22 protein-coding genes and 5 tRNA genes are annotated in these 23,509 nt (G+C 71.1%); 8 read left to right on the top strand and 19 right to left on the bottom strand.

Annotation, left to right across the window (positions count from 1 at the left end; translation table 11 throughout):
- Positions 1-78: 78 nt before the first annotated feature.
- Complete coding sequence (gene recG / locus ACLLJJ_RS29875) at positions 79-2,286, bottom strand: ATP-dependent DNA helicase RecG (protein ID WP_434597080.1); 2,208 nt, start codon at positions 2,284-2,286, stop codon at positions 79-81.
- A gap of 194 nt (positions 2,287-2,480) precedes the next feature.
- Positions 2,481-4,136 (bottom strand): DAK2 domain-containing protein, encoded by a 1,656-nt coding sequence (locus ACLLJJ_RS29870; protein ID WP_434597078.1) that lies wholly within the window; start codon positions 4,134-4,136, stop codon positions 2,481-2,483.
- A 241-nt stretch (positions 4,137-4,377) separates the two neighbouring features.
- On the opposite strand from ACLLJJ_RS29870, the gene rpmB reads away from it, so the two are divergent.
- The 3 genes from rpmB to ACLLJJ_RS29855 all read left to right on the top strand — a co-directional run bounded on the left by rpmB (position 4,378) and on the right by ACLLJJ_RS29855 (position 9,009).
- The gene (gene rpmB / locus ACLLJJ_RS29865) at positions 4,378-4,563 is read left to right on the top strand and encodes a 50S ribosomal protein L28 (protein WP_078877327.1); all 186 of its coding nucleotides are present in this window, start codon (positions 4,378-4,380) and stop codon (positions 4,561-4,563) included.
- 119 nt (positions 4,564-4,682) lie between these two features.
- On the top strand, positions 4,683-7,733 hold the full coding sequence (locus ACLLJJ_RS29860) for a BTAD domain-containing putative transcriptional regulator (protein WP_434597075.1): 3,051 nt from the start codon (positions 4,683-4,685) through the stop codon (positions 7,731-7,733).
- A 34-nt stretch (positions 7,734-7,767) separates the two neighbouring features.
- Positions 7,768-9,009: an FAD-dependent monooxygenase gene (locus ACLLJJ_RS29855; RefSeq protein WP_434597073.1), complete on the top strand. Its 1,242-nt coding sequence runs from the start codon at positions 7,768-7,770 to the stop codon at positions 9,007-9,009.
- On the opposite strand, the gene thiD is transcribed toward ACLLJJ_RS29855, so the two are convergent.
- The gene (gene thiD / locus ACLLJJ_RS29850; protein ID WP_434597071.1) at positions 8,987-9,790 is read right to left on the bottom strand and encodes a bifunctional hydroxymethylpyrimidine kinase/phosphomethylpyrimidine kinase; all 804 of its coding nucleotides are present in this window, start codon (positions 9,788-9,790) and stop codon (positions 8,987-8,989) included. The two genes, ACLLJJ_RS29855 and thiD, sit on opposite strands and share 23 nt — an antisense overlap.
- Before the next feature lie 40 nt (positions 9,791-9,830).
- Positions 9,831-10,802 (bottom strand): thiamine-phosphate kinase, encoded by a 972-nt coding sequence (locus ACLLJJ_RS29845; RefSeq protein WP_434597069.1) that lies wholly within the window; start codon positions 10,800-10,802, stop codon positions 9,831-9,833.
- A 226-nt stretch (positions 10,803-11,028) separates the two neighbouring features.
- Here ACLLJJ_RS29845 and ACLLJJ_RS29840 point away from each other — a divergent pair, with 226 nt between their 5' ends.
- Positions 11,029-11,262 carry an Lrp/AsnC ligand binding domain-containing protein gene (locus ACLLJJ_RS29840; RefSeq protein WP_434597067.1) on the top strand — a complete coding sequence of 78 codons (234 nt, stop codon included), beginning with the start codon at positions 11,029-11,031 and terminating at the stop codon, positions 11,260-11,262.
- A gap of 19 nt (positions 11,263-11,281) precedes the next feature.
- The gene (locus ACLLJJ_RS29835) at positions 11,282-11,749 is read left to right on the top strand and encodes a DUF3515 domain-containing protein (protein ID WP_434597065.1); all 468 of its coding nucleotides are present in this window, start codon (positions 11,282-11,284) and stop codon (positions 11,747-11,749) included.
- A 6-nt stretch (positions 11,750-11,755) separates the two neighbouring features.
- On the opposite strand, the gene ACLLJJ_RS29830 is transcribed toward ACLLJJ_RS29835, so the two are convergent.
- The 3 genes from ACLLJJ_RS29830 to ACLLJJ_RS29820 are packed head-to-tail and all read right to left on the bottom strand — an operon-like array spanning position 11,756 to position 14,704.
- Positions 11,756-12,910, bottom strand: coding sequence for a D-alanine--D-alanine ligase family protein (locus ACLLJJ_RS29830; protein WP_434597063.1), 1,155 nt, complete (start codon positions 12,908-12,910; stop codon positions 11,756-11,758).
- A gap of 31 nt (positions 12,911-12,941) precedes the next feature.
- Positions 12,942-13,955, bottom strand: coding sequence for an NAD(P)H-dependent glycerol-3-phosphate dehydrogenase (locus tag ACLLJJ_RS29825; protein ID WP_434597061.1), 1,014 nt, complete (start codon positions 13,953-13,955; stop codon positions 12,942-12,944).
- Positions 13,952-14,704 carry a lysophospholipid acyltransferase family protein gene (locus ACLLJJ_RS29820; RefSeq protein ID WP_434597059.1) on the bottom strand — a complete coding sequence of 251 codons (753 nt, stop codon included), beginning with the start codon at positions 14,702-14,704 and terminating at the stop codon, positions 13,952-13,954. The genes ACLLJJ_RS29825 and ACLLJJ_RS29820 overlap by 4 nt, the downstream gene beginning before the upstream one ends.
- Before the next feature lie 197 nt (positions 14,705-14,901).
- Here ACLLJJ_RS29820 and cofC point away from each other — a divergent pair, with 197 nt between their 5' ends.
- Complete coding sequence (gene cofC, locus ACLLJJ_RS29815; protein ID WP_434600560.1) at positions 14,902-15,564, top strand: 2-phospho-L-lactate guanylyltransferase; 663 nt, start codon at positions 14,902-14,904, stop codon at positions 15,562-15,564.
- A 111-nt stretch (positions 15,565-15,675) separates the two neighbouring features.
- The gene (locus tag ACLLJJ_RS29810; protein ID WP_283515760.1) at positions 15,676-15,879 is read left to right on the top strand and encodes a hypothetical protein; all 204 of its coding nucleotides are present in this window, start codon (positions 15,676-15,678) and stop codon (positions 15,877-15,879) included.
- Positions 15,880-15,991: 112 nt separating this feature from the next.
- On the opposite strand, the gene ACLLJJ_RS29805 is transcribed toward ACLLJJ_RS29810, so the two are convergent.
- From ACLLJJ_RS29805 to leuC, 4 genes are all read right to left on the bottom strand, one after another.
- On the bottom strand, positions 15,992-16,660 hold the full coding sequence (locus ACLLJJ_RS29805; RefSeq protein WP_434597057.1) for an HU family DNA-binding protein: 669 nt from the start codon (positions 16,658-16,660) through the stop codon (positions 15,992-15,994).
- A 143-nt stretch (positions 16,661-16,803) separates the two neighbouring features.
- A complete protein-coding gene (locus ACLLJJ_RS29800) occupies positions 16,804-17,031 on the bottom strand; it encodes a hypothetical protein (protein WP_434597055.1) in 228 nt (75 codons plus the stop codon).
- A 191-nt stretch (positions 17,032-17,222) separates the two neighbouring features.
- Entirely contained in the window at positions 17,223-17,816 is a 594-nt protein-coding gene (gene leuD / locus ACLLJJ_RS29795; RefSeq protein ID WP_434597053.1) for a 3-isopropylmalate dehydratase small subunit, read from the bottom strand.
- 5 nt (positions 17,817-17,821) lie between these two features.
- On the bottom strand, positions 17,822-19,246 hold the full coding sequence (leuC, locus tag ACLLJJ_RS29790) for a 3-isopropylmalate dehydratase large subunit (protein WP_434597051.1): 1,425 nt from the start codon (positions 19,244-19,246) through the stop codon (positions 17,822-17,824).
- A gap of 173 nt (positions 19,247-19,419) precedes the next feature.
- On the opposite strand from leuC, the gene ndgR reads away from it, so the two are divergent.
- Positions 19,420-20,139, top strand: a complete 720-nt coding sequence (gene ndgR / locus ACLLJJ_RS29785) for an IclR family transcriptional regulator NdgR (RefSeq protein WP_283515755.1) — start codon at positions 19,420-19,422, stop codon at positions 20,137-20,139.
- Between the two features lie 9 nt (positions 20,140-20,148).
- Here the strand turns inward: ndgR and ACLLJJ_RS29780 are convergent, their stop codons facing one another.
- The 8 genes from ACLLJJ_RS29780 to ACLLJJ_RS29745 all read right to left on the bottom strand — a co-directional run bounded on the left by ACLLJJ_RS29780 (position 20,149) and on the right by ACLLJJ_RS29745 (position 23,461).
- On the bottom strand, positions 20,149-21,141 hold the full coding sequence (locus ACLLJJ_RS29780) for an anti-sigma factor RsbA family regulatory protein (RefSeq protein WP_434597049.1): 993 nt from the start codon (positions 21,139-21,141) through the stop codon (positions 20,149-20,151).
- Positions 21,131-22,036 carry an MEDS domain-containing protein gene (locus tag ACLLJJ_RS29775; RefSeq protein WP_434597047.1) on the bottom strand — a complete coding sequence of 302 codons (906 nt, stop codon included), beginning with the start codon at positions 22,034-22,036 and terminating at the stop codon, positions 21,131-21,133. The genes ACLLJJ_RS29780 and ACLLJJ_RS29775 overlap by 11 nt, the downstream gene beginning before the upstream one ends.
- Positions 22,037-22,136: 100 nt before the next feature.
- Positions 22,137-22,209, bottom strand: a tRNA-Glu gene (locus ACLLJJ_RS29770).
- Positions 22,210-22,231: 22 nt separating this feature from the next.
- Positions 22,232-22,303, bottom strand: a tRNA-Gln gene (locus ACLLJJ_RS29765).
- A 40-nt stretch (positions 22,304-22,343) separates the two neighbouring features.
- Positions 22,344-22,416: transfer RNA gene (locus tag ACLLJJ_RS29760), tRNA-Glu, on the bottom strand.
- 63 nt (positions 22,417-22,479) lie between these two features.
- Positions 22,480-22,552: transfer RNA gene (locus ACLLJJ_RS29755), tRNA-Glu, on the bottom strand.
- Positions 22,553-22,573: 21 nt separating this feature from the next.
- Positions 22,574-22,645 (bottom strand) — tRNA-Gln (locus ACLLJJ_RS29750).
- A gap of 87 nt (positions 22,646-22,732) precedes the next feature.
- The gene (locus tag ACLLJJ_RS29745; protein WP_434597046.1) at positions 22,733-23,461 is read right to left on the bottom strand and encodes an HAD family hydrolase; all 729 of its coding nucleotides are present in this window, start codon (positions 23,459-23,461) and stop codon (positions 22,733-22,735) included.
- Positions 23,462-23,509: the final 48 nt, after the last annotated feature.

Here is a 23,509-nt window from a genome sequence, read left to right as displayed (position 1 = left end):
GACCCGGCCCCCTCCTCCGCCGTGCGGCGCCCACCGTCCCCCGCTCACCCCCTTGCCCGTCCCTTGCCGCCCCTCGGCTCAGCCCTTGTCGAGGTACTGCTCCCGCTCCGCGTCGAGGAGCGCGTCCAGGGCCGTGCGCAGCTCGGGGAGCCGTTCGAGGTCGGGGTCGTCGGCGACCACCAGGACGGCCTCCTCGCGGGCCGCCGCGATGACCTCCTCGTCCTCGATGACGGTGAGCATCCGCAGCGAGGACCTGACACCGGACTGGGCCTGGCCGAGCACATCGCCCTCGTGCCGCTGTTCGAGGTCGATACGGGAGAGCTCGAAGCCGTCGAGGGTGGCGGCCACGGCGGCCAGCCGGGCACGGGCCGGGCTCGCCTCGTGCATCTCGCTGACCAGCAGGCACAGCCCGGCGGCCGAGCCGCGGCCGACCCGGCCGCGCAGCTGGTGCAGCTGCGATACGCCGAACCGGTCGGCGTCCATGATCACCATGGCGGTGGCGTTGGGAACATTGACGCCGACCTCGATGACGGTGGTGGCGACCAGGACATCCACCTCGCCGGCCGAGAAGCGGCGCATCACGTCGTCCTTGTCGTCGGGCGCCATCCGCCCGTGCAGGACTTCGATGCGCAGGCCCTTGAGCGGACCGGCGGCGATCTGCTCGGCGATCTCCATGACCGCCAGCGGCGGCCGCTTCTCGGGGTCCTCGTCGGCGGACTTCTTCTTGGCGGCCCTGGGGTCGTCGTCCCCGTCGCCGATGCGGGGACAGACGACGTACGCCTGGTGGCCGTTCTCCACTTCCTCGCGCACCCGCTCCCAGGCGCGGGCGAGGAAGTGCGGCTTGTCCTTGGCCGGTACGACATGGCTGGCGATCGGCAGCCGGCCGGCCGGGAGCTGGTCGAGGACCGAGGTCTCCAGATCGCCGAAGACCGTCATCGCGACCGTGCGCGGGATGGGTGTCGCCGTCATCACCAGCAGGTGCGGCGGCTGCTTGCCCTTGGAGCGCAGGGCGTCGCGCTGCTCGACCCCGAACCGGTGCTGCTCGTCGACCACGACCAGGCCCAGGTCCTGGAACTGCACCTTGTCCTCGATCAGCGCGTGCGTGCCGATCACGATGCCCGCCTCGCCCGTGACCAGGTCGAGGAGGGCCCGGCGGCGGGCGGGCACGCCCATGGAGCCGGTGAGCAGCACCACCTTCGTGCCGAGCTCCGCGCCGCCGAGCATCCCACCCTCGGCGAGCTCGCCCATCATCTCGGTGATGGAGCGGTGGTGCTGCTGGGCGAGCACCTCGGTGGGCGCGAGCATCGCGGCCTGGCCGCCCGCGTCGACCACCGTGAGCATGGCGCGCAGAGCCACCATGGTCTTCCCGGATCCAACTTCGCCCTGGAGCAGCCGGTGCATGGGGTGCTCGGTGGCGAGGTCGTCGAAGATCTCCTTCGTGACCGTCAGCTGGCCTTCGGTGAGGGTGAAGGGCAGCTTCGCGTCGAAGGCGTCGAGGAGGCCGCCGGGGGTGGGTGTGCGGGCCACGGCGGGCAGTTGGTTCTCGGCGAGGCGGCGGCGGGCGAGGGCGACCTGGAGGACGAACGCCTCGTCCCACTTGAGGCGGCCGCGTGCCTCGTCGATGTCCGCCTTGGTGCTCGGCCGGTGGACCTTGCGGAAGGCGTCGGGCAGTCCGGTCAGTCCGCGTCCTTCGCGGAGCGCGAGCGGCAGCGGGTCGCCGACCTCCTGCCAGCCGGTGGCCTCCATCGAGTCCAGGACCAGGTCGACCGTCTTGGCGATCTTCCAGGACTCCATCTGGGCGCAGGCCGGGTAGAGCGGGATCAGCTGGTTCGCCCAGACCTCGGCGGCGTCGTCGCCGCTGTCCTTGCCGAGCATTTCGTACGCCGGGTGGGAGAGCTGGCGGATGTTGCGGAACATGCCCACCTTGCCGGAGAACATGCCGCGGCGGCCGGGCAGCAGCTCCTTCTGGTGGTGATAGATCGACTTGCCGAAGAAGACCAGCTGGAGCCGTCCGCTGCCGTCGGTGAGGGTCACCTCCAGCCGCTGGCCCTTGCCGTTGTTGAACCGCAGGACGCGGGCGTCGGCGACCTGGGCGAGCACGGTGGCGTGCTCGTCGAGCGGGAGATCGGCGAGCTGGGTCAGCTCGCCGCGCTCGGCGTACCGCCGCGGGTAGTGGTGCAGCAGGTCACCGACCGTGTGCAGGTCGAGGTGCTCGGCCATCACCTTCGCGGTGGTGCCGCCGAGCGTCTTCTTGAGTGGTTCGTCGAGCGCGGGCACGCGATCCATTGGACACCATGGCTCCGACAATGGGTGGCCGGTCGCGGGCAGGGCCTGTCCTCCGTGGGTCCGCGTCGACGGGCGGGCCGGGGCCGGCGCGGTCGCGCAGGGCCGGAGTCGCCGCCCACGTCGCGGGATGGGCAGGTGCGCCCGAAGCGCCCGGAAGCCGGATCGGCGCTACCCGGTCCTGTTCGCGGGCGCTCTCACTCGACGCCGATCAGGAGCGGCGACGAGTGCCTGCCGCCCTCGTACGTCACGGTGTCGACGGCCAGGTGGGATTCGCGTACGTGGGCTTCCAGTCGCTCGGCGAGGTCGGGCCGGGTCGCGTCGCCGAGGATCAGGGTGACCATCTCGCCGCCGGCCGCCAGCATCCGGTCCAGCACCGCGCGGGCCGTCGTGGTCAGGTCGGCGCCGATCACGACCACGTCGCCGTCGATGAGACCCAGCACGTCGCCGGCCTGGCAGATGCCCGCCATCGTCCAGGACTGCCGTTCGGCCACGGCCACTTCGCCGTAGCGGGTGGCGCCGGCCGCCGATGTCATCGCCACGACGTCCTCGTCGAAGCGGCGGTCGGGCTCGTGGACGGCGAGGGCCGCGATGCCCTGGACCGCGGCCCGGGTGGGGATGAGGGCGACCCGTACGCCTTCGGTACGGACCTGCTCGGCGGCGGCTGCCGCGGTGTGGCGCAGGTCCGCGTCGTTCGGCAGCAGGACCACCTCGCGCGCGTGGGCCCGCCGGATCGCCTCCGCCAGCTCGCCGCTCGCGGGCGGCTCCCCGGGGCGCGCGAGGACCGTGGTCGCGCCCGCCTGGGCGCACAGGTCCGCGAGCCCCTCTCCCGGGACCACCGCGACGACCGCGCGCTGGGCGCGCTCGCGGGGCGGGGCCGCCCGGTCGGCGGCGAAGTGCGTGATGCGGATGCGGTACGGGCGGCCCGCCTCGACGCCCGCCTCCACGGCGGCGCCCGCGTCGTCCACGTGCACGTGGATGTTCCACAGGCCGTCGCCGCCGACGACCACGAGGGAGTCGCCGAAGGTGTCGAGCCGGGTCCGCAGCCGGGCGACCGCCGTGTCGTCCGCCTCCAGGAGGTAGAGCACTTCGAAGGCCGGGCCGCCGTCCGCCGGGAAGTCCGAGGCGTCGGCCGGGTCCGGGTGACAGCCATCGGCCACGAGTGCGTGCGCCGGCTGCTTGCGCGCGGTGACGGCCTCGCCCGAGACCACTTCGACCAGAGCGCCGAGCAGGGTCACCAGTCCCTGGCCGCCCGCGTCCACGACGCCCGCATGGCTCAGCACGGCCAGCTGCCCGGGGGTCGCGTCCAGTGCCTGGCGGGCCCCCTCGTACGCCGCGCGCGCCACCTGGGCCGTGCCGCCCACGGCGCTCTCCCCGGCGGTGGCCGCGGCGGCGGCCACCGTCAGGACGGTGCCCTCCACGGGGTGCGCGACCGCCTGGTACGCCGCTTCGGAGGCCCTGCGCAGGGCGCGGCGGAGCACGTCGGCCCGCATGACCGGCGCCCCTTCGGCGGGGACCTCTTCGGACAGCACCTGTTCCATGCCGCGCAGCAGCTGCGCCAGGATCGTCCCCGAATTGCCCCGCGCCCCGATCAGCGCTCCGTGGGCCATCGCCCGCATCGCGTCGGCGAGGGCCGGGACCGAGGTGCCTCCGGTGACCGTCTCGTGCGCGGTGAAGACCGCTTCCACCGCCTGGGCCGCGGATTCCACGGTCAGGTAGAGATTGGTGCCGGTGTCTCCGTCGGCGACCGGATAGACATTGATCGCGTCGATCTCCTCGCGGGCCCTGCCCAGGGCTTCCAGCGCCAGTGAGCACCAGGTGCGCACCGCGACGGCGTCGAGGTTCTGCGGCACCTGGCGTCCTCCTTGAGAGCGGTTGCACCGCAGGGTAGACCCGCAACGAGCCCGGTCGGGGCCGGGGGCCGGGGCGGGGGCAGCGGCAGCCATGGTAGTTTCGTTGTACGGGAGCAGCCGATGTATGCTGCTCCGGTTGCCCGATGAGAATCGGGACTTTCCCCCGGCTACGCCACTCGAATCTTCGATCCCGGCATGCCGGGATCCACTGTAAGAGCACCTGAAGTCTTTGGAGTGACCCGTGGCTGCCAACTGCGACGTCTGCGGCAAGGGGCCGGGCTTCGGCAATAGTATTTCGCACTCGCACCGCCGTACGTCTCGTCGCTGGAATCCCAACATCCAGCGCGTGCGTGCAGTGGTCGGTCGGACGCCGAAGCGGCTCAACGTCTGCACTTCGTGCATCAAGGCCGGCAAGGTCTCGCGCTGACGTAACGCCAAGCGCGGCCACCTAGCTGGTTGCTTAAGAACCGGCCCATCCTTGTGATGGGCCGGTTCTTTTATGCCCACTCCCCTCCTGCGCCCCCGGTGAGCTGCCAGAATCGGTACGTGCGCTTCGGAATCCTGGGTCCTCTCGACATACGTTCCGACAACGCCGACAGCGAAGGCGCGGACGGCAGGGGCGGCGCGCTCGATCCGGGCGGCCCGCGCCCGCGCGCCCTCCTCGCCCTGCTGCTGCTCGACGTGGGCCGGGTGGTGGGCACCGACCGGCTGACCGACGGTCTGTACGGTGGCGAGCCGCCGGCCGGCGCCGCCAACGCGCTCCAGTCCCAGGTGTCCCGGCTGCGCAAGCGGCTCGGCGTACGCATCGAGTCGCTGCCCGCCGGTTACCGCCTGGTCGCGGACCCCGAGGACGTCGACGTCCACCGCTTCGAGCGGCTCTCCCGCGAAGGACGCCGGGCCCTGACGGCGGGCGATCACCGGCGGGCGGCCGAGCTGTTGCGGGAAGCGCTCGGGCTGTGGCGGGGGCCCGCCCTGGCGGACCTGGCCTCCGTGCCGTTCGCCGAGGCGCAGGCGGTCCGGCTCGACGAGCTGCGGCTGGCCGCGCTGCACGACCGCACGGAGGCGGATCTCGCGCTGGGCGGCGGCCCCGAGCTGGTGCCCGAGCTGCGCGAGGTCATCGCCGTACACCCGCTGCGGGAGCGGCCGTACGGGCAGCTGATGCGGGCCCTGCACGCGGCGGGACGCCCGGCCGAGGCCCTCGGTGTGTACGAGGACGCCCGCCGCACGCTCTCCGACGAGCTGGGCGCCGACCCCTCCCCCGAGCTGGCCGCGCTCCATCTGGAGCTGCTGCGCGGCCAGGCCCCGGCGCGGGCCACCGCCAGTGGCGTCCCCGCGCAGCTCACCTCCTTCGTGGGCCGGTCGCGGGAACTGGAGCGGATCGGCTCACTGCTTTCGGCCGCGCGGCTGGTGACACTGACCGGGCCCGGCGGGGCCGGCAAGACGCGGCTCGCGGTCGAGTCGGCCGGTCGCTGGGCTGGGGCGGTCTGTTATGTCGAGCTGGCGCCGATCGCCGACGCGGCGCAGCTGCCGTACGCGGTGCTGGCTGCGCTGGGGGTGCGGGAGAGCGGATTCCACGACCGGGCGGGCGATGCCACGGAACGGCTGCTGTCCGCGCTGGAAGGGCGTGAGCTGCTGCTTCTGCTCGACAACTGTGAGCATCTGGTCGAGGGCGCGGCCCGGCTCGCGGGTCTACTGCTCGGCGCCTGTCCCGGTGTGCGGGTGCTGGCGACGAGCCGTGAGGCGTTGGGCATCACCGGCGAGGCCCTGTGCCCGCTGCCCCCGCTCGCACCCGAGGGCGCCGTCGCCCTGTTCACCGACCGGGCGGCGGCGGTGCGCCCCGGCTTCGGCGGGGACGGCAGCCGCGCGGAGCACGCGCGCGTGGAGCACATCTGTGCGGCGCTGGACGGGCTGCCGCTCGCCATCGAACTGGCGGCGGCCCGGCTGCGTACCCTCACGCTCGACGAGATCGCGGCCCGGCTCGACGACCGCTTCCGGCTGCTGTCGCGCGGGGACCGCACCAAGGCGCCGCGCCACCGGACCCTGCGCGCGGTCGTGGAGTGGAGCTGGGAGCTGCTCGACGACGAGGAGCGGCTGCTGGCACCGCGGCTGACGGTGTTCCGCGGGGGCGCGACGCTGGACGCGGTCGAGCGGGTCTGCGGCGTCGCGGACGCCGAGGACGTGCTGGCCTCGCTCGTCGAGAAGTCCTTCGTGGAGGTGACGGACGGGCGCTACCGGATGCTGGACACCATCCGGGCCTTCTGCGCGGAGCGGCTGGCCGGCGAGGAGACCGCGCCGACCGCGGCGCACGCCGCGTACTTCCTGGAGCTGGCCGAGACCGCCGAGCCCTTCCTGCGCGGCGAGGCGCAACTCGCCTGGCTGGCGCGGCTCGACGCGGAGCACGCCAATCTTTTCGCGGCTCTGCGGCAGGGCGACCGGTCCACGGCGCTGCGGCTGCTGGCGCGGATGTCCTGGTACGTACGTCTGCGCGGACGGCAGGGGGAGCTGGCCCCGCTCGCCGTCGAACTGCTGGCCGCGGTGGGCCCGCAGGCGCCCGAAGGGCTCGTCGAGGAGTACGTCCTGTGCGTGATCCACACCATCACCGGGCGGGGCGATCCGGGTGAACCCGCTCTGATCAGGCGGTTGGACGCCCTCATGGCCACTCCCGGGCTGACGCTGCGGCTGCCGTTCACGCTCGTTCTGTGGTCGCTGGTGAGCGGGCCGCAGCGCGGCAACGAGGACCAGCTGCGCAGGTTTCGGCCCGATGATCCGTGGACGCTGGCGATGTACCGCATGGGTGGCGGCTTCCAGGAACTGTTCGCCGGCCGGCCGCTCGCGTCGGAGGCCGCCTTCGCCGAGGCCGTGGAGGGCTTTCGGGCGACCGGCGACCGCTGGGGCACGGCCAACTGCCTTGATCCGCTGGCGATGTTCGCGCACTGGCGGGGCGACACCGGGCGCGCGCTGGCGCTGGTCGACGAGGCGCTCGTACTCGTCCGGGAGCTGGCGGCGCCCGAGGAGACCGCCGATCTGCTGCTGCGCCGGGCGGCGATCCAGCTGCACGCCGGCCGGCCGGCCGAGGCCGTCGAGCTGTTCACCCGCTCCGCCGACCTCGCCCGGGGCGCCGGTGTCCCCGACAAGGTCGCGGGCGCGCTGCGCGGCCTTGGCGACGCGGCCCGTCTCACCGGTGACACGCCACGCGCGCGTGAGCACTACGAAGCGGCGCTCGAAGTGTGCGCGGCGACCTGGTTCAGCATCGGCGAGACCCTGCGGATCTTCATCGGGCTCGGCCGCACCGCGGCGGCGGACGGCCGCCCGGAGGAGGCCCGCGACTGGTTCGGGCAGGCCCGGGACCTCGCCGTGGAGCAGCCCGAGGACATCGCCCTCGCCGACGTGGCGGAGGCCTGGGCGGAGGTGGCCGCCCCGGAGGCCGCCGCCGAACTGCTCGGCGCCGCCGAGGCGCTGCGCGGTGCGCCGCTCGCCGGTGACCTCGATGTCGTACGGGTCGGGGAAGCGGCAAGGTCGAGGCTCTCCGCCACGGCGTACAGGGCGGCGTACGAACGGGGTCACGCCCTGCGGTCAGCGGCGGTCAGCGAACGGTAGGAGGACGGTAAGGGGGCCCCGCCAGTCTCAGGGCATGACGAAGCAGAGCGAGACCTCGCAGAGCAACACCCCGCAGGCCGACACCACACAGCGGCTCGCCCACCTCAGCGTTCTGATCTCGGGGGCCAGTGTCGCCGGTCCCGCACTCGCCCTCCAGCTCTCGAAGTACGGCGCGCACGTCACGGTCGTCGAGAAGGCGCCCGCCCTGCGCAAGGGCGGCTTCGCCGTCGACTTCCGCGGCCGGGCGCACCGCACGGCGCTCCAGCGCCTGGGCATCTGGGACGAGGTCCACGCCCGGCAGACCCACATGGGCTGCCAGACCGTCGTGGACGCCGACGGGAGCGAGCGGGTGGACCTGCCCGCCGCGTTCATGAGTGGCGACGTCGAGATCTTCCGCGGCGATCTCTCCGAGATCCTCTACGAGCGCACCAAGGACCGTGTCGCGTACGTCTTCGGTGACTCCATCGCCACCCTGACCGAGGACACCGACGGGGTCGACGTCACGTTCGAGCAGGGCGCCCCGCGCCGCTTCGACCTCGTCGTCGGAGCCGATGGTCTGCACTCCCTCACCCGTCGGCTGGCCTTCGGCGACCAGGAGCACTCCCTGCGCCATCTCGGGTACTACATCGCGGGATTCGACCTCCCCAACCACCTCGCCCTGGACCGGGCCGCCCGGCTCTACAGCGAGCCGGACAGGATGGTGTCCCTCTCCAACTACGACGGCGACCCGGAGCGGGCCGGCGCGACGCTGGTCTTCGCCTCGGAGCGGCTGGACTACGACCGGCGCGACATCGGTGCGCAGAAGAAGATCCTCGCGGAGCGGTTCGCGGACGTGGGCTGGGAGACGCCGCGGATCCTGGCGGCGCTGGAGGCGACGGACAGCCTGTACTTCGACGCGGTCGCGCAGGTCCGCGTCGAGCGGCTGTCCAAGGGCCGGGTGGTGCTCCTCGGCGACGCGGGCCACGGCGCGACGATGGGCGGCATGGGCACCGGCTCCGCCATCGTCTGCGCGTATGTCCTGGCCGGTGAACTGGCCCTCGTGCGCGGCGATCACCGGGTGGCGTTCGCCGCGTACGAGGCGGAGGTCGGTGACTACGCCAAGGGCTGCCAGAAGACGGCGGAGGGCGCGGGCCCGTTCATGGCGCCGCCCACTGAGAAGAAGCTCCGCCAGCGCGACCGCGCCTACCGGATCCTGAGCTCGCGGCTGCTCACCGGAGTCTTCAAGAAGCTCACTGAGAAGGCGGCGTCGGCCATCACGCTGAAGGACTATTCCTGAGCCGCCAGCCGTGGTCGACCGGGCCGATGCCGCCGCCGAGCGCGAAGCCGGCGGCGATCGCCTCGGTCACGTACTCCTTGGCGGCCCGCACGGCCTGCGGCACATCGAGGCCCTTGGCGAGGCCCGACGCGATGGCCGACGCGAGCGTGCACCCCGTGCCGTGCGTGTGCCGGTTGTCGTGCCGGGGCGCCCGCAGCCAGTGCTCGTCGGTGCCGTCCGTCAGCAGGTCCACCGCTTCGCCCGTCAGGTGCCCGCCCTTGATGAGCGCCCAGCGCGGGCCGTACGCGAGCAGGGCGTCGGCCGCCCGGCGCAGGTCGGTCTCCGACTCCACCCGGACGCCGGTGAGCTGGGCGACCTCGTCGAGGTTGGGCGTCGCGACGGTCGCGGTGGGCAGGAGTCGGGTCCGTACGGCGTCGAGCGCGGAGTCGGCGAGCAGCGCGTCCCCGTGCTTGGAGACGCCCACCGGGTCCACGACGACCGGGGCGTCGGTGCCGGCCAGCAGTTCCGCGACGACCTCGACGAGTGCGGCCGACGACAGCATCCCGGTCTTCACGGCCTGTACGCCGATGTCGTCGACGACGCTGCGGTACTGGGCGCGTACGGCCTCCACCGGCAGGTCCCAGACGCCCTGCACGCCCATCGAGTTCTGCGCGGTCACCGCGGTGAGCACGCTCATGCCGTGCACACCGAGGGCGAGCATCGTCTTGAGGTCGGCCTGGATGCCCGCACCGCCGCCGGAGTCGGACCCGGCGACGGTGAGCACACAAGGAAGTATTCGCATACCCGCGAATCTAGTACGCCGCGGCTCCGAGGGCGTCCGGCTACTGCCCCGTCTCGATGTCGCCGAAGTGGTCCCAGCCGCCCTTGCTCGTCCATGGCGCGCCGTCGACGGTCACCTGGGGCAGAGCCGACGGGTTGAGGACCTCGCCGATCACCTTCCAGCGGGCGGGCAGTTTCACGTCCGGCGGGAAGGTCGCCACGATCGCGTGGTCCTCGCCGCCGGTCAGCACCCACTGGAGCGGGTCGACGCCGACGGCCTGCCCGATGTCGGACATCTGCGAGGGGATGTCGATCAGCCCGGACCGCAGGTCGATCCGGACCTTGCTGGCCTCCGCGATGTGCCCGAGGTCCGCGACGAGCCCGTCACTGACGTCGGTCATGGCGGTGGCGCCGAGCCCGGCGGCGGCGGGGCCCGCGTGGTAGGGCGGTTCGGGGCGCCGGTGCGCCTCGACGAAGGCCCGCGGTGAGCGGAAGCCGCGCGAGAGGACCGCGTGCCCGGCGGCGGACCAGCCCAGCCATCCGGTGACGGCGACGATGTCGCCGGAGCGGGCGCCGGAGCGGGTGACCGGCTCGTGGTTGCGCAGATCGCCGAGTGCGGTGATCGCCACCGTGATGGTGTCGCCGCGTACGACGTCTCCGCCGACCACCGCCGCGCCCGCCACCTGGCACTCGTCCCTGATGCCGTCCATCAGCTCGGTCGGCCAGGCGACGGGGAGTTCGGCGGGGACGACGAGTCCGAGCAGCAGCGCGGTCGGGACCGCGCCCATGGCGGCGATGTCGGCGAGATTCTGGGCGGCTGCCTTGCGGCCCACGTCGTACGCGGTGGACCAGTCGCGCCGGAAGTGGCGCCCCTCCAGCAGAATGTCCGTGCTCGCCACGACCCGTCGGTCGGGAGCGGCCACGACAGCCGCGTCGTCACCGGGCCCCAGCTTTACCGCCGGGGTGGTGGTGAGCCGGGAAGTGAGCTCTCTGATGAGCCCGAACTCCCCCAACTCGCCGACAGTGCCCTTCATCGAGTCTCGCCTCTCGTATTCATCCCGGATACCCCCTTGGACCCGCTGAGCTTGCGGTCGCGAGCCATCACTGCTGTCGGTACCGTCAACACATACGTCAACTTCAGTTTCCGTGCGCCGCACGGCTTGCGTCACCGGCCGCGCAAGTCTCCCCGCTGCCCACGACGACGCGATACGGTGGCGTCCCTTCTCCCCACATGATCCTCGTGGCCGCCCTGGAGGTTCCGTGGTACAGGCGTACATCCTTATTCAGACCGAGGTCGGCAAGTCGTCGACCGTCGCCGATCTCATCGGCAAGATTCAGGGAGTGATCCAGGCCGAGGACGTGACCGGACCCTATGACGTGATCGTGCGTGCAGAGGCAGATACGGTCGACGAACTCGGCCGCCTGGTGGTGGCCAAGGTCCAGCAGGTGGACGGCATCACCCGCACCCTGACCTGCCCGGTCGTCCATCTGTAGCCCCGTCTACGCTTGGCCGGTGACTTCTTCCCGCCGGCTTCTGTGTCTGTCCGCCGCCCTGCTGCTCGCCGCCGCGGGCTGCTCCCTGACCGACGACGCCGTGGCGATCCCGGTTCCCACCCTGTCCGCGGAAGCGGCCAAGGTGTGCCGGGCGCTGCACCAGGAGCTGCCGGGGTCGGTCGACGGCCAGGACTCTCGTACCGCGGATCCCGGGTCCGACTTCACCGCTGCGTGGGGAGACCCGGCGATCGTACTGCGCTGCGGGGTCCCCCGACCGGAAAGGATGGGGGATCCGCAGGCGCAGGGAGTGGACGCCGACGGCGTCAACTGGCTGCACGAGCCGCAGGACAACGGCGGCCAGCGCTTCACCAGCACCTACCGCGAGGCCTACGTCGAGATCACTTTCCCCGCGAAGTACGCCCACGACATCACGCCGTTGGCGGCCTTCGCGGGGCCGGTGAAGAAGACCGTGCCGTCCAGCCTCTGAGGCCCGCTAGCGCAGCCCCGTCGAGCGGCGCAGCGCCGCCTGGATCAGCAGGTCGACGAGGTCGGCGTACTCGACGCCGCTCTCCTGCCACATCCGCGGGTACATCGAGATCGGGGTGAAGCCCGGCATGGTGTTGATCTCGTTGATCACGAACTCGCCGTTCTCCCGCAGGAAGAAGTCGGCGCGCACCAGGCCCTCGCAGGACACCGCTTCGAACGCGTCGACCGCGAGCCGCCGCACCTCGGCGGTCTGCTCGTCGGTGAGCGGCGCCGGCACCAGGCCGGTGGCCGAGTCGATGTACTTGGCCTCGAAGTCGTAGAAGTCGTGGGACGTGACGGGCGGGATCTCGGCGGGCACGCTCGCGCGCGGCCCGTCCTCGAACTCCAGCACACCGCACTCGATCTCACGGCCGCGCAGCAGCGACTCGATGAGGATCTTCGGGTCGTGGCGCTGCGCCTCCTCGATCGCCTCGTCGAGACCGGACAGGTCGTCGACCTTGGTGATGCCCATCGAGGAGCCGGCGCGGGCCGGCTTCACGAAGATCGGCCAGCCGTGGTCGGCGGCGAAGCCCACGATCTTCTTACGGGTGGCCGCGGGGTCCAGTTCCCACTCGCGCGGGCGGATGACCTCGTACGGGCCGACGGGCAGCCCGAAGGAGATGAACACCCGCTTCATGTACTCCTTGTCCTGGCCGACGGCCGAGGCGAGGACGCCGCAGCCGACGTACGGGACGCCGGAGAGCTCCAGCAGCCCCTGGAGGGTGCCGTCCTCGCCGTACGGGCCGTGCAGGACGGGAAAGACGACGTCGACTTCACCCAGCGCCCTGGGCACCAGGCCCGGTTCGCTGTGGACGACCTCGCGACTGCCCGGGTCGACGGAGAGGACCACGCCGCCCGTCGTCGATTCGGTGAGGTCCTCGACGCTCGGCAGGGTGCGGTCGGCGATGGCCATCCGCTCGGGATCGTCGCTGGTCAGGACCCAGCGGCCGTCCGTGGTGATCCCGATCGGCAGGACGTCGTACTTCTCGCGGTCGATGGACCGCAGTACGGCGCCGGCCGTGACGACCGAGATGGCGTGTTCGGAGCTGCGTCCGCCGAACACGACGGCTACGCGCGGCTTGCGCTGCGGCTCAGGGCTGTGGGAGGGGTTCTCGCTGCTCATATCGCACTGAGCGTACCTGTTGGTACGAGCCTCAGCGGCGCTCGGGCTTGGCGCTGCGCGCCATCAGTTCCTTGACCGCGACCAGCGGCGGCTTGCCCTCGTGGACGATGCTCACCACCGTCTCGGTGATCGGCATGTCGACGTCGTGGCGGCGCGCCAGATCCAGCACGGACTCGCAGGACTTGACGCCCTCCGCGGTCTGCTTCGTCGCCGCGATGGTCTCCTGAAGCGTCATGCCGCGCCCCAGGTTCTTGCCGAAGGTGTTGTTGCGCGAGAGCGGCGAGGAGCAGGTCGCGACGAGGTCGCCCATGCCCGCGAGTCCCGCGAAGGTGTGCGCGTCGGCGCCCAGGGCCAGGCCGAGCCGGGTGGTCTCGGCGAGCCCGCGGGTGATCAGCGAGGCCTTGGTGTTGTCGCCCAGGCCCATGCCGTCCGCGATGCCGACGGCCAGCGCGATGACGTTCTTGACGGCGCCGCCCAGCTCGCAACCGACGACGTCGGTGTTGGTGTACGGGCGGAAGTACGGGGTGTGGCAGGCGGCCTGGAAGCGGGTGGCGGCCTCCTCGTCCCGGCAGGCGACGACCGCGGCGGCGGGCTGGCGGGCGGCGATCTCCTTGGCCAGGTTGGGGCCGGTCAGGATCGCGACGCGCTCGCCGGGGACCTTGGCGACCTCCTCGATCACCTCGCTCATCCGCTTCGCGGTGCCGAGTTCGACGCCCTTCATCAGGGAGACGAGCAGGGTGTCGGCGGGCAGCAGCGGCGCCCACGCGGCGAGATTGACCCGCAGCGTCTGCGAGGGCACGGCGAGAACCGTGAAGTCGGCGCCGTCCGCGGCCTCGGCGGGGTCGGTGGTGGCCCGCAGCGACGCGGGGAGTTCGACGCCCGGCAGATAGTCCGGGTTGGTCCGGGTGGTGTTGACGGCCTCGACGAGCTCGGGGCGGCGGCCCCAGAGGGTCACCTCGCAGCCCGCGTCGGCGAGGACCATCCCGAAGGCCGTACCCCAGGAGCCCGTTCCGAATACGGCTGCCCTGACCGGGTGGCGTGTCACTTTGTGCCCTCTCCCGCGGCCTTGCGCCGCTGCTGTGCACGGACCGTGCGGTGGTCGTACGGCTCGGCGGGCACGGGCTCGCCGCGCAGGTCCGCGAGCTGCTCGGTGATGGCCGCCATGATGAGTTCGGTGGCCTCGCGCAGTACGTCGGGGGTCGGTTCCACGTCGTAGAACCGGTGGAGGTCGACCGGCGGACCCGCCTGCACCTGGAGCGTCTTGCGCGGGAAGAACTGGAATTTGTTCTCCTTCGCGTACGGCGGCATCGCCAAGTTGGCGCCCCACTGGGCCACCGGGATGACCGGGGCCTTCGTCAGGAGGGCGACGCGCGCCGCACCGGACTTGCCTGCCATCGGCCACATGTCGGGGTCGCGGGTGAGGGTGCCTTCGGGATAGAAGGCGACGCACTCACCGTGCTCGATGGCGGCGACGGCGGCCCGGAAGGCGTCCAGGGCGTTGCCGGTGTCGCGGTAGACGGGGATCTGGCCGGTGCCGCGCAGCATCATGCCGACGAAAGGCGTCCGGAAGAGACCGGCCTTGGCGAGGAGCCGGGGAACACGGCCCGTGTTGTACTGAAAGTGCCCGTAGGACAGCGGGTCCAGATACGAGTTGTGATTGACCGCGGTGATGAATCCGCCGTCGGCGGGAATGTGCTCCATTCCGTGCCAGTCCCGCTTGAACAGCACCATCAGCGGCGGTTTTGCGATGACCGCTGCCAGGCGGTACCAGAAGCCGATTCTACGGCGGGACACTCGGACACCTTCCTTTAGGACCTGGCTGCTCTTTGCACCGATACGCCTGGTCAGGCGCACAAGTGTGGCCCCAGGCCCCTTGTCTGTCGAGAACACCGTACGCCCAGGTTTTGGGGCCGGGCCTCCCCGTTGCCGTGCCCGCGACCGGGCGGGCAGGCCACAATGAGGCCGATGCGCACAGGACGGAGGGCTCGCCACTGAACACGTTCCGGACCGCTCCCTGGTCCCTGGTCGTCCCCCTGAAGCCCCTGTTGCTGGCCAAGAGCAGGCTCACGCCTTCCTCGGGCGACGCGTTGCGTCCGGGGCTCGCGCTCGCCTTCGCCCTGGACACGGTGGGGGCGGCGCTGGCCTGTCCCGTCGTGCGCGATGTGGTGGTCGTCACGGACGACGGCCCCGCCGGCACGGCGCTGGCCGCCCTGGGAGCGCGGATTACCGCGGATATTCCGGCCGCCGGGCTCAACGCGGCACTGGCGTACGGGGCGGACACGGTGCGGGCGGCGCGGCCCGACGCGGCCGTCGCCGCACTGAATGCCGATCTGCCCGCGCTGCGCCCCGCGGAATTGCGGCAAGTGCTCGAATACGCGGCCACATTTCCGCGCGCTTTTCTGGCCGACGCGGCCGGAATGGGGACGACACTGCTGTGCGCGTCCCCCGGCGTGGAATTGGCCCCGGCCTTCGGCGGCGCCTCGCGGGCCCGCCATGCCGCCTCCGGCGCCCGGGAAATCCTGCTGGCCGGCGTCGATTCCGTGCGACAGGACGTGGACACCGGGGACGATCTGCGGGCGGCGGTGGAGCTGGGGGTGGGGGTGCGCACGGCGCGGCTCAGCGGGGTCGTCGTGGGCGCACCCCCGCTCGTATAGGGCGTAACGCCCGGGCGGCCCCGTGCGTGGCGCTCCTGCGACTCCTGCGGTCGTTCGTACCGACGCCGCCGTACGGAGCGGTGCGCGGCCCCGGGCCGATACGCTGCCGCCATGCAGGCGACCGCGTTCACGTACGACTCCCAGACCCGCAGCGGCAGTGTGCTGCTCGACGACGGCACCCCGGTGGACTTCGACGCCCCGGCCTTCGACGCGGGCGGCCTGCGGCTGCTGCGGGCGGGGCAGCGGGTGCGGATCGAGGTCGACGGCGAAGGGGAGTCCCGGCGCATCACCCTGGTGACGCTCCAGACGTTCTGACCCCCCGGGCCCCGGCCCCCCGGGGCCCCGCCGGGCTCGCGCTCCCCCGGACACACCGCGGGCCGGGCTCCCCGGAGGGAGCCCGGCCCGGCGCGTGAGTGCCTCGCTGCCCCTACTTCTTCCTGGCAGTGGCCTTCTTGGCGGTGGTCTTGCGCGCCGAGCTCTTCTTGGCGGGCGCGGTCTTCTTGGCGGCGGCGGCCTTCTTGGCAGCCGGTGCCGTCTTCTTGGCGGTGGCCTTCTTGGCCGTGGTGGCGGTCTTCTTCGCCGGGGTGGCCTTCTTGGCCGTGGTGGTGGCCTTCTTGGCCGCCGGCGTCGCCTTCTTGGCCGTCACCGCGGTCTTCTTCGCCGGAGTGGCCTTCTTCGCCACAGCGGTGGTCTTCTTGGCCGTCGCCTTCTTGGCGGTGGCCTTCTTGGCCGCGGCCTTGGCGGTCGTGCGGGTGGAAGGACCGCCCGACAGGCTGCCCTTGGGCGCCTTCTTGACGGCAACGTCGTTCTTCGGGAGCTTCTTCGAGCCGCTGACCAGGTCCTTGAAGCCCTGACCGGCGCGGAAGCGCGGCACCGAGGTCTTCTTGACCCGGACCCGCTCACCCGTCTGCGGGTTACGGGCGTACCGGGCCGGACGGTCGACCTTCTCGAACGAACCGAAGCCGGTGACCGACACGCGGTCTCCGGCCACAACTGCACGGACTACCGCGTCGAGTACCGCGTCGACCGCGTCTGCGGCCTGCTGACGGCCGCCGACCTTGTCCGCAATGACTTCTACGAGCTGCGCCTTGTTCACTGTCTTCCCCTTCGGAGACATTGCCAGAACGAATGCGTTCAAGCTTTTTCGCACGTTAGGCAGATATATACCGCAAATCAAACACGAAACGGGCTAATCACCCTAGTGCCGCAACGAAGTAGACCTTCAGGAGTTCCAAAGGCCTAGTCGCCTTCAGGGAATCGGCCCTCGTCGAGGTCCTTCATCAACCTGTCCAGGCGCCTTGCCGCATCGGCGAGATCATGTTTCGCCGCGGCCGTTATGACCAGCAGCTTCCGGGACAGCGCCATGCGTACGCCCTCCGGGACTTGCAGTGTGCGCACTGTTGTGTGTGCTTCTTTCAATCGGTCCGCGACTGCCACGTAGAGCTCGAGTTGGCTGTCGCGTTCCATGCACCGATTGTGCCATCTGAGGCGAGTTGTCGCCTCCGGCGGGGGCAACTAGCGGAATCCGGGCCTCCAAAAGGGGCCTTTTCGGGGGCCCGGACAGCCGCCATCTCCCCTTCTCATCAAGGGAGTTGGGGCCGGAACACCCGAATGCCCCCAACCGTTGCGGTCAGGGGCACTTGGGTGATGCGAGGGGGTCAGACCTGCACGGTACTTGGCTTGAAAGTGGGCCTGCCGGCCTCGTATGCGGCGATGTCCGGCTCGTTCTGGAGGGTGATGCTGATGTCGTCCAGACCGTTGAGCAGTCGCCAGCGGGCATTTTCGTCGAGTTCGAAGTCGGCGGTGATGCCTTCGGCGCGTACCTGGCGGTCCCGGAGGTCCACGGTGATCTCGGCCGTGGGGTCCGCGTCGACCAGATCCCAGAGCGCGTCCACGACCTTCTGCTCCAGTACGACCGTGAGCAGGCCGTTCTTGAGCGAGTTGCCCCGGAAGATATCGGCGAACCGGGAGGAGATCACGGTCTTGAAGCCGTAATTCTGCAGGGCCCAGACGGCGTGTTCGCGCGAGGAGCCGGTACCGAAGTCGGGACCTGCCACCAGAACGGTGGCGCCCGCGCGCTCCGGGCGGTTGAAGACGAACTGCGGGTCCTTGCGCCAGGCCTCGAAGAGCCCGTCCTCGAACCCGTCGCGGGTGACCTTCTTCAGCCAGTGGGCCGGGATGATCTGGTCGGTGTCGACGTTGCTGCGGCGCAGCGGGACGGCGCGGCCGGTGTGTGCGGTGAAAGCTTCCATGGTTCTCAGACTCCGGCGGGCGTGGGGGCTTGGGACAGATCGGAGGGCGCGGCCAGATGGCCCAGCACCGCGGTGGCGGCGGCGACCTGCGGGGACACCAGGTGGGTTCGGCCGCCCTTGCCCTGCCTGCCCTCGAAGTTGCGGTTCGAAGTCGACGCGCAGCGCTCACCGGGGGCCAGCTGGTCCGGGTTCATGCCCAGACACATCGAGCAGCCCGCGTGCCGCCATTCGGCACCGGAGGCCGTGAACACCTTGTCCAGGCCCTCCTCGATGGCCTGCAGGGCGACCCGGACCGAGCCGGGGACGACCAGCATGCGTACGCCCCTCGCGACCTTGCGGCCGTCCATGATGGCGGCGGCGACGCGCAGGTCCTCGATACGGCCATTGGTGCAGGAACCTACGAAGACGGTGTCGACGGTGATGTCGCGCAGCGGCTGCCCGGCGGTCAACCCCATGTACTCCAGGGCCTTTTCGGCGGCGAAGCGCTCCGAAGCGTCCTCGTACGAAGCAGGGTCGGGGACGTTCTCCGTCAGGGGCGCGCCCTGGCCCGGGTTGGTGCCCCAGGTGACGAACGGGGCCAGTTCGGCGGCGTCGATGAAGACCTCGGCGTCGAAAACGGCGTCGTCGTCGGTGCGCAGGGTCTGCCAGTACGCGACGGCGGCGTCCCAGTCCGCGCCCTGCGGGGCGTGCACCCGGCCCTGGAGATAGTCGAACGTCGTCCGGTCCGGGGCGATCATTCCGGCCCGCGCGCCCGCTTCGATCGACATGTTGCAGATGGTCATCCGGGCTTCCATCGAGAGTTTCTCGATGGCGGGGCCGCGATATTCCAGGACGTATCCCTGGCCGCCACCGGTACCGATTTTCGCGATGATGGCGAGGATCAGGTCCTTGGCGGTCACGGCGTCGGGCAGTTCGCCCTCGACCGTGATGGCCATGGTCTTCGGCGGGGCCATCGGCAGCGTCTGGGTGGCCAGTACGTGCTCCACCTGCGAGGTGCCGATGCCGAAGGCCAGCGCGCCGAACGCGCCGTGGGTGGAGGTGTGCGAGTCGCCGCAGACCACGGTGGTGCCGGGCTGGGTCAGTCCCAGCTGCGGCCCCACCACGTGGACGACGCCCTGCTCGACGTCGCCGAGCGGGTGCAGCCGTACCCCGAAGTCCGCGCAGTTCTTGCGCAGCGTCTCCAGCTGGATCCGGGAGACCGGGTCCGCGATCGGCTTGTCGATGTCGATCGTCGGGGTGTTGTGGTCCTCGGTCGCGATGGTGAGGTCGAGCCGCCGTACCTGGCGGCCGGTCTTGCGGAGGCCGTCGAAGGCCTGCGGGCTGGTCACCTCGTGCAGCAGGTGCAGATCGATGAAGAGGAGGTCGGGCTCGCCCTCCGCGTGCCTGACGACATGGTCGTCCCAGACCTTCTCCGCGAGTGTCCTACCCATCGCTTTCCCTTCGGCCGGCACCTTCGCCGGCCCAACTAGAGATCGGTGCGTCCCCGTCCGGACCCCCGTACAGGACGGTGACGACAGGCCGTTGTGCGGCCTCCTGTACAGATTCGCAAGTTCACCGGAAAATTGAACTTGCGTTTCACAGAGTGAGACGCGAGTATCGACGCATGGACAACTCTAGCGGCGTCGGCGTTCTCGACAAGGCAGCTCTGGTACTGAGCGCCCTGGAGTCCGGTCCGGCCACCCTCGCCGGGCTGGTCGCGGCGACCGGGCTCGCACGACCCACGGCGCACCGACTGGCTGTGGCACTGGAACACCACCGACTGGTGGCGAGGGACATGCAGGGCCGTTTCATTCTCGGCCCCCGGCTGTCGGAGCTCTCGGCCGCGGCGGGCGAGGACCGTCTGCTGGCCACAGCGGGGCCGGTGCTCACGCATCTGCGCGACGTGACCGGCGAGAGCGCGCAGCTCTACCGCCGACAGGGAGACATGCGGATCTGTGTGGCGGCGGCGGAGCGGCTGTCCGGACTGCGGGACACCGTGCCGGTCGGCTCCACGCTCACCATGAAGGCCGGTTCGTCGGCCCAGATCCTGATGGCCTGGGAGGAGCCCGAGCGCCTTCACCGGGGCCTCCAGGGCGCCCGCTTCACGGCGACCGCGCTCTCGGGCGTACGCCGCCGGGGCTGGGCCCAGTCGATCGGTGAGCGCGAGCCCGGGGTGGCCTCGGTGTCGGCGCCGGTACGCGGCCCGTCCAACCGGGTCGTCGCGGCGGTCTCCGTCTCGGGACCCATCGAGCGGCTGACCCGTCACCCGGGCCGGATGCACGCCCAGGCGATCATCGATTCGGCCGCACGCCTCTCGGAGGCCCTGCGCCGCACCGGCGGCTGAGCGGACGGCTCACAGCCGCTCGGCGTCGCCCGCTCCCGCGTACCGCAGGCGCATCCGCAGCCGTCCGTCCACGCTCCGGACCTCCACCGACTCGCAGAGATTGCGGATCAGCCACAGCCCGTCGTCGGGGCCGGCCGCGGCGCCGGGCGGCGCGAACCCCGCCCAGGCGGCCGGGGCCGCGGAGCGCTCGGTGGCGAACAGGTCCCAGGTGAGGATGCCGGGCTCCTCCCAGGCGCACACCCGCGCGCCGGCCGCTTCGTCAGGGCGGGCGCCCTGCTGCCCGCACTGCAGGAGATACGTCAGCGCCTCGTTGGCGACGATCTCGGCCATCGCCAGCCGCGCGCCCGCCAGTCCCGCGCCCTGCGCCCGGTTCCGTACGAACCGACGGACGGCGGCCGGGGTGACCGGCCCCTGGAGCCGGGCCGCGCCGGCGGGCGGCTCGGGCAGCGGCGCGTCCCCCGCGACCGCGTAGGCGTCCGGGTCGACGTACGCGTCACAGGACATCACCTCGGCTCCGACCACCTGGCCGGGGTGGGTGGCGCTGGCGGCCTCCGCGACGGCTGCCGGCACCGTCCTGGTGTCGTACGGGCAGATCATCCACAGGTCGGCGTCGGCGAGCAGCACGTTCAGCCCGGACTCCATGCGCTTCCACTCCGCGACCTGGCGCGTGGACTTGCCCGCCCACAGGGGCTCGGCGATGATCCGCATCTGCCGGCCCGGCACCTTGCGGTGGTTCCAGTAGCGCAGGAAGGCCGAGACGCGCTCCACGGGCCGGCGGCCGAAGTACGCGCTCTCCGCGGTGTCCAGGGCGTGGGCGCGCGCGCCCAGGGCGTCACGGAGGAGTTCGATGTTGGCGGGCGTGGTCGCGGCCAGCACCGGCTCCCCCGCGACCAGTCCCGCTTCGACGAAGGGCAGGGCCATGGCAACGAACGCCTCGTCGCTGTCGTACAGGCAGGCGTGGTGGATGAATCCTGTGCCGCTCGCTCCGCAGTCAATGGCCATCGTTCGCTCCCAGTCGCAGGCCGGGGGTCTCGTCCCAGCCGACCAGTGAGATCACTTCCCGCAGATGCGGAGCGAGACCGGCGAGCTCCACCTGACTGCCGCCGTCACGCGACCCGGCGAATGTCACCAACAGGCGCAGTCCGCCGAGATCGAGGAACTCCAGTCGGGAGAGGTCGAGGCAGACGTCGCCGTCGATCGGCGCCAGCACCTCCAGGGCGCTGCGCAGATGCCGGTGCGTGTGGACATCCACGATGCCCTCCACCCGGAGTCCGTGCGGCTGATAGGTGCGAATGACTCGTAACTCCGCTGTACGTACGAGGGGTTCCACTTCGACGCTCCTCGGATGGGCGGTTGCGAAGGCCTTCAGTTGTGACGCCTCGAAGTGGCGGGCGTCGTACTGGCAGACGGCGAGCGTGAATCCGTGCCTGAACTCCCGGGCGAGCAGCGTCTCGTAGTGCAGCAGCCGACCGACGGCGTCCTTGCCGCGCAGAGCCACGCTCATGTCTCCGATGACGCGTAATCCACCGTAGCCGTCCGTGGCCGCCCGGTCGGCCTCTCTCCGCAATCGGCCCACCATGCGCCGGGGTTCGATGTTCCCCTCGTGGAAGCAGAACTCCTCGGCGTCCAGGATCCGGATCTGCTCGGCGGTTGCCCCCCTGCCCGCGCCGCTCGCCTTCGCGGGGATGCGGCAGCGGTCGAGGAGGTCGCAGGAGGTGCGGGGGCCCTCGCCGCCCACGAGAAGGAGCAGCCGGTGCCGGGAGGCCAGACCGGCGACGACCAACGAGCCCAGTACCGCGAGCTGTTCGGCCTCCGAGCCGTAGAAGAGGCAGGCGTGGTCCCCGGTCCGAAGATCCGCTGCGGCGACCGTGAGGTGCGTGCCTTGAAGGAGGGCCATGCGCGGATTATCCTGCCGCCGCGACGTTCGGCGATAGGGCACCGGCCGCGGCGCACACGCAAGAAGGCCCCCCGCTGGGCGGAGAGCCTTCCTCTGTACGTACCCCCGACCGGATTCGAACCGGCGCTACCGCCTTGAGAGGGCGGCGTGCTAGGCCGCTACACAACGGGGGCCTTGCAGAAACTGACCTGCGAGCTGGGCTACCAGGACTCGAACCTAGACTAAGGGAACCAGAAACCCTCGTGCTGCCAATTACACCATAGCCCATGGTGGTTCAGACCAATATGGTCTGTTGTGGTGGAACCAGTACCCCCGACCGGATTCGAACCGGCGCTACCGCCTTGAGAGGGCGGCGTGCTAGGCCGCTACACAACGGGGGCCTTGGCGATCCCTACGTCACCGCATCCAGGTGCGACCCGGAGGTGGTGGAAAGAAAGGATCTGTACCCCCGACCGGATTCGAACCGGCGCTACCGCCTTGAGAGGGCGGCGTGCTAGGCCGCTACACAACGGGGGCCTTGCAGATGAGCTCTGCGAGCTGGGCTACCAGGACTCGAACCTAGACTAAGGGAACCAGAAACCCTCGTGCTGCCAATTACACCATAGCCCACCAAAACTCAACCCCCTGATGGGGGTTTGTTTGGTGTGCGCTGCCCTCCGGGGCCTTTCGGACCTCTTGAGCGGCGCAGGAAGAACATTACCCGAAGGTGGACGGCGCTCCAAAACGTGTATTGCCGCGCAGCAGACCGGGAAGCTGGTCGAGGCCGGTGATGCGCACAAGATCGGGACGGCCGCCGCGTCCGCCGCGGTCGAGCCAGATGCCCGACAGGCCCGCCTCGTCGGCGCCGCGGGCGTCGATGTCCGGCTGGTCACCGACGTACGCGACGTCGCCCGGCGGCAGCGCCAGGGCGTCACAGGCGGCGTGGAAGGCCTCCGCCGCGGGCTTGGACACCCCGAGCTCGGCGGCGCACAGCAGCGCCTCGAAGCGGTCGCGTACGCCGAGGACGCGGAGCTTGCGGTCCTGGTTGTGGACGCTGGAATTCGACAGGACGGCATGGCGGTAGTCCGCCGCCAGCAGGTCCAGCACCGGGAGGGTGTCGGGAAACAGCTTCCAGGCGGCCTCGTAGTGGGCGACGTACCGCTTGAACCACGCGTCCGCCTCGGTGTCGGTCAGCCCTCGCCCCAGGAAGACACGGACCCGCTCGCGCCGCTGCCCGTCGAAGGTCGCCTCGCCGTCGGCGAAGCGGAGCCACTGGGCCTCGGTGATCTCGCGCCAGCGGGCCAGGGCCCGCTCGGCGGTGTCCGCGGACACCACCTCGCCGAGCAGCGCCTCGGCCCTGAGGTGGTCGCGCATACCGGCGCGGTCGGCGCTCGCGTAGTCGAAGATCGTGTCGTCGATGTCCCAGACGACGGCGCGGATCGGCATGGGTACGAACCTTCCGGTCGTGCGGCGTCCCGCCGCTGGGGGGTGTCT

The organism is Streptomyces sp. A5-4, from assembly GCF_051131715.1.
Taxonomy (GTDB): Bacteria; Actinomycetota; Actinomycetes; order Streptomycetales; family Streptomycetaceae; genus Streptomyces.
Note: the sequence above shows the minus strand (reverse complement) of the source record. Positions and strands in the feature narration are given on the sequence as shown.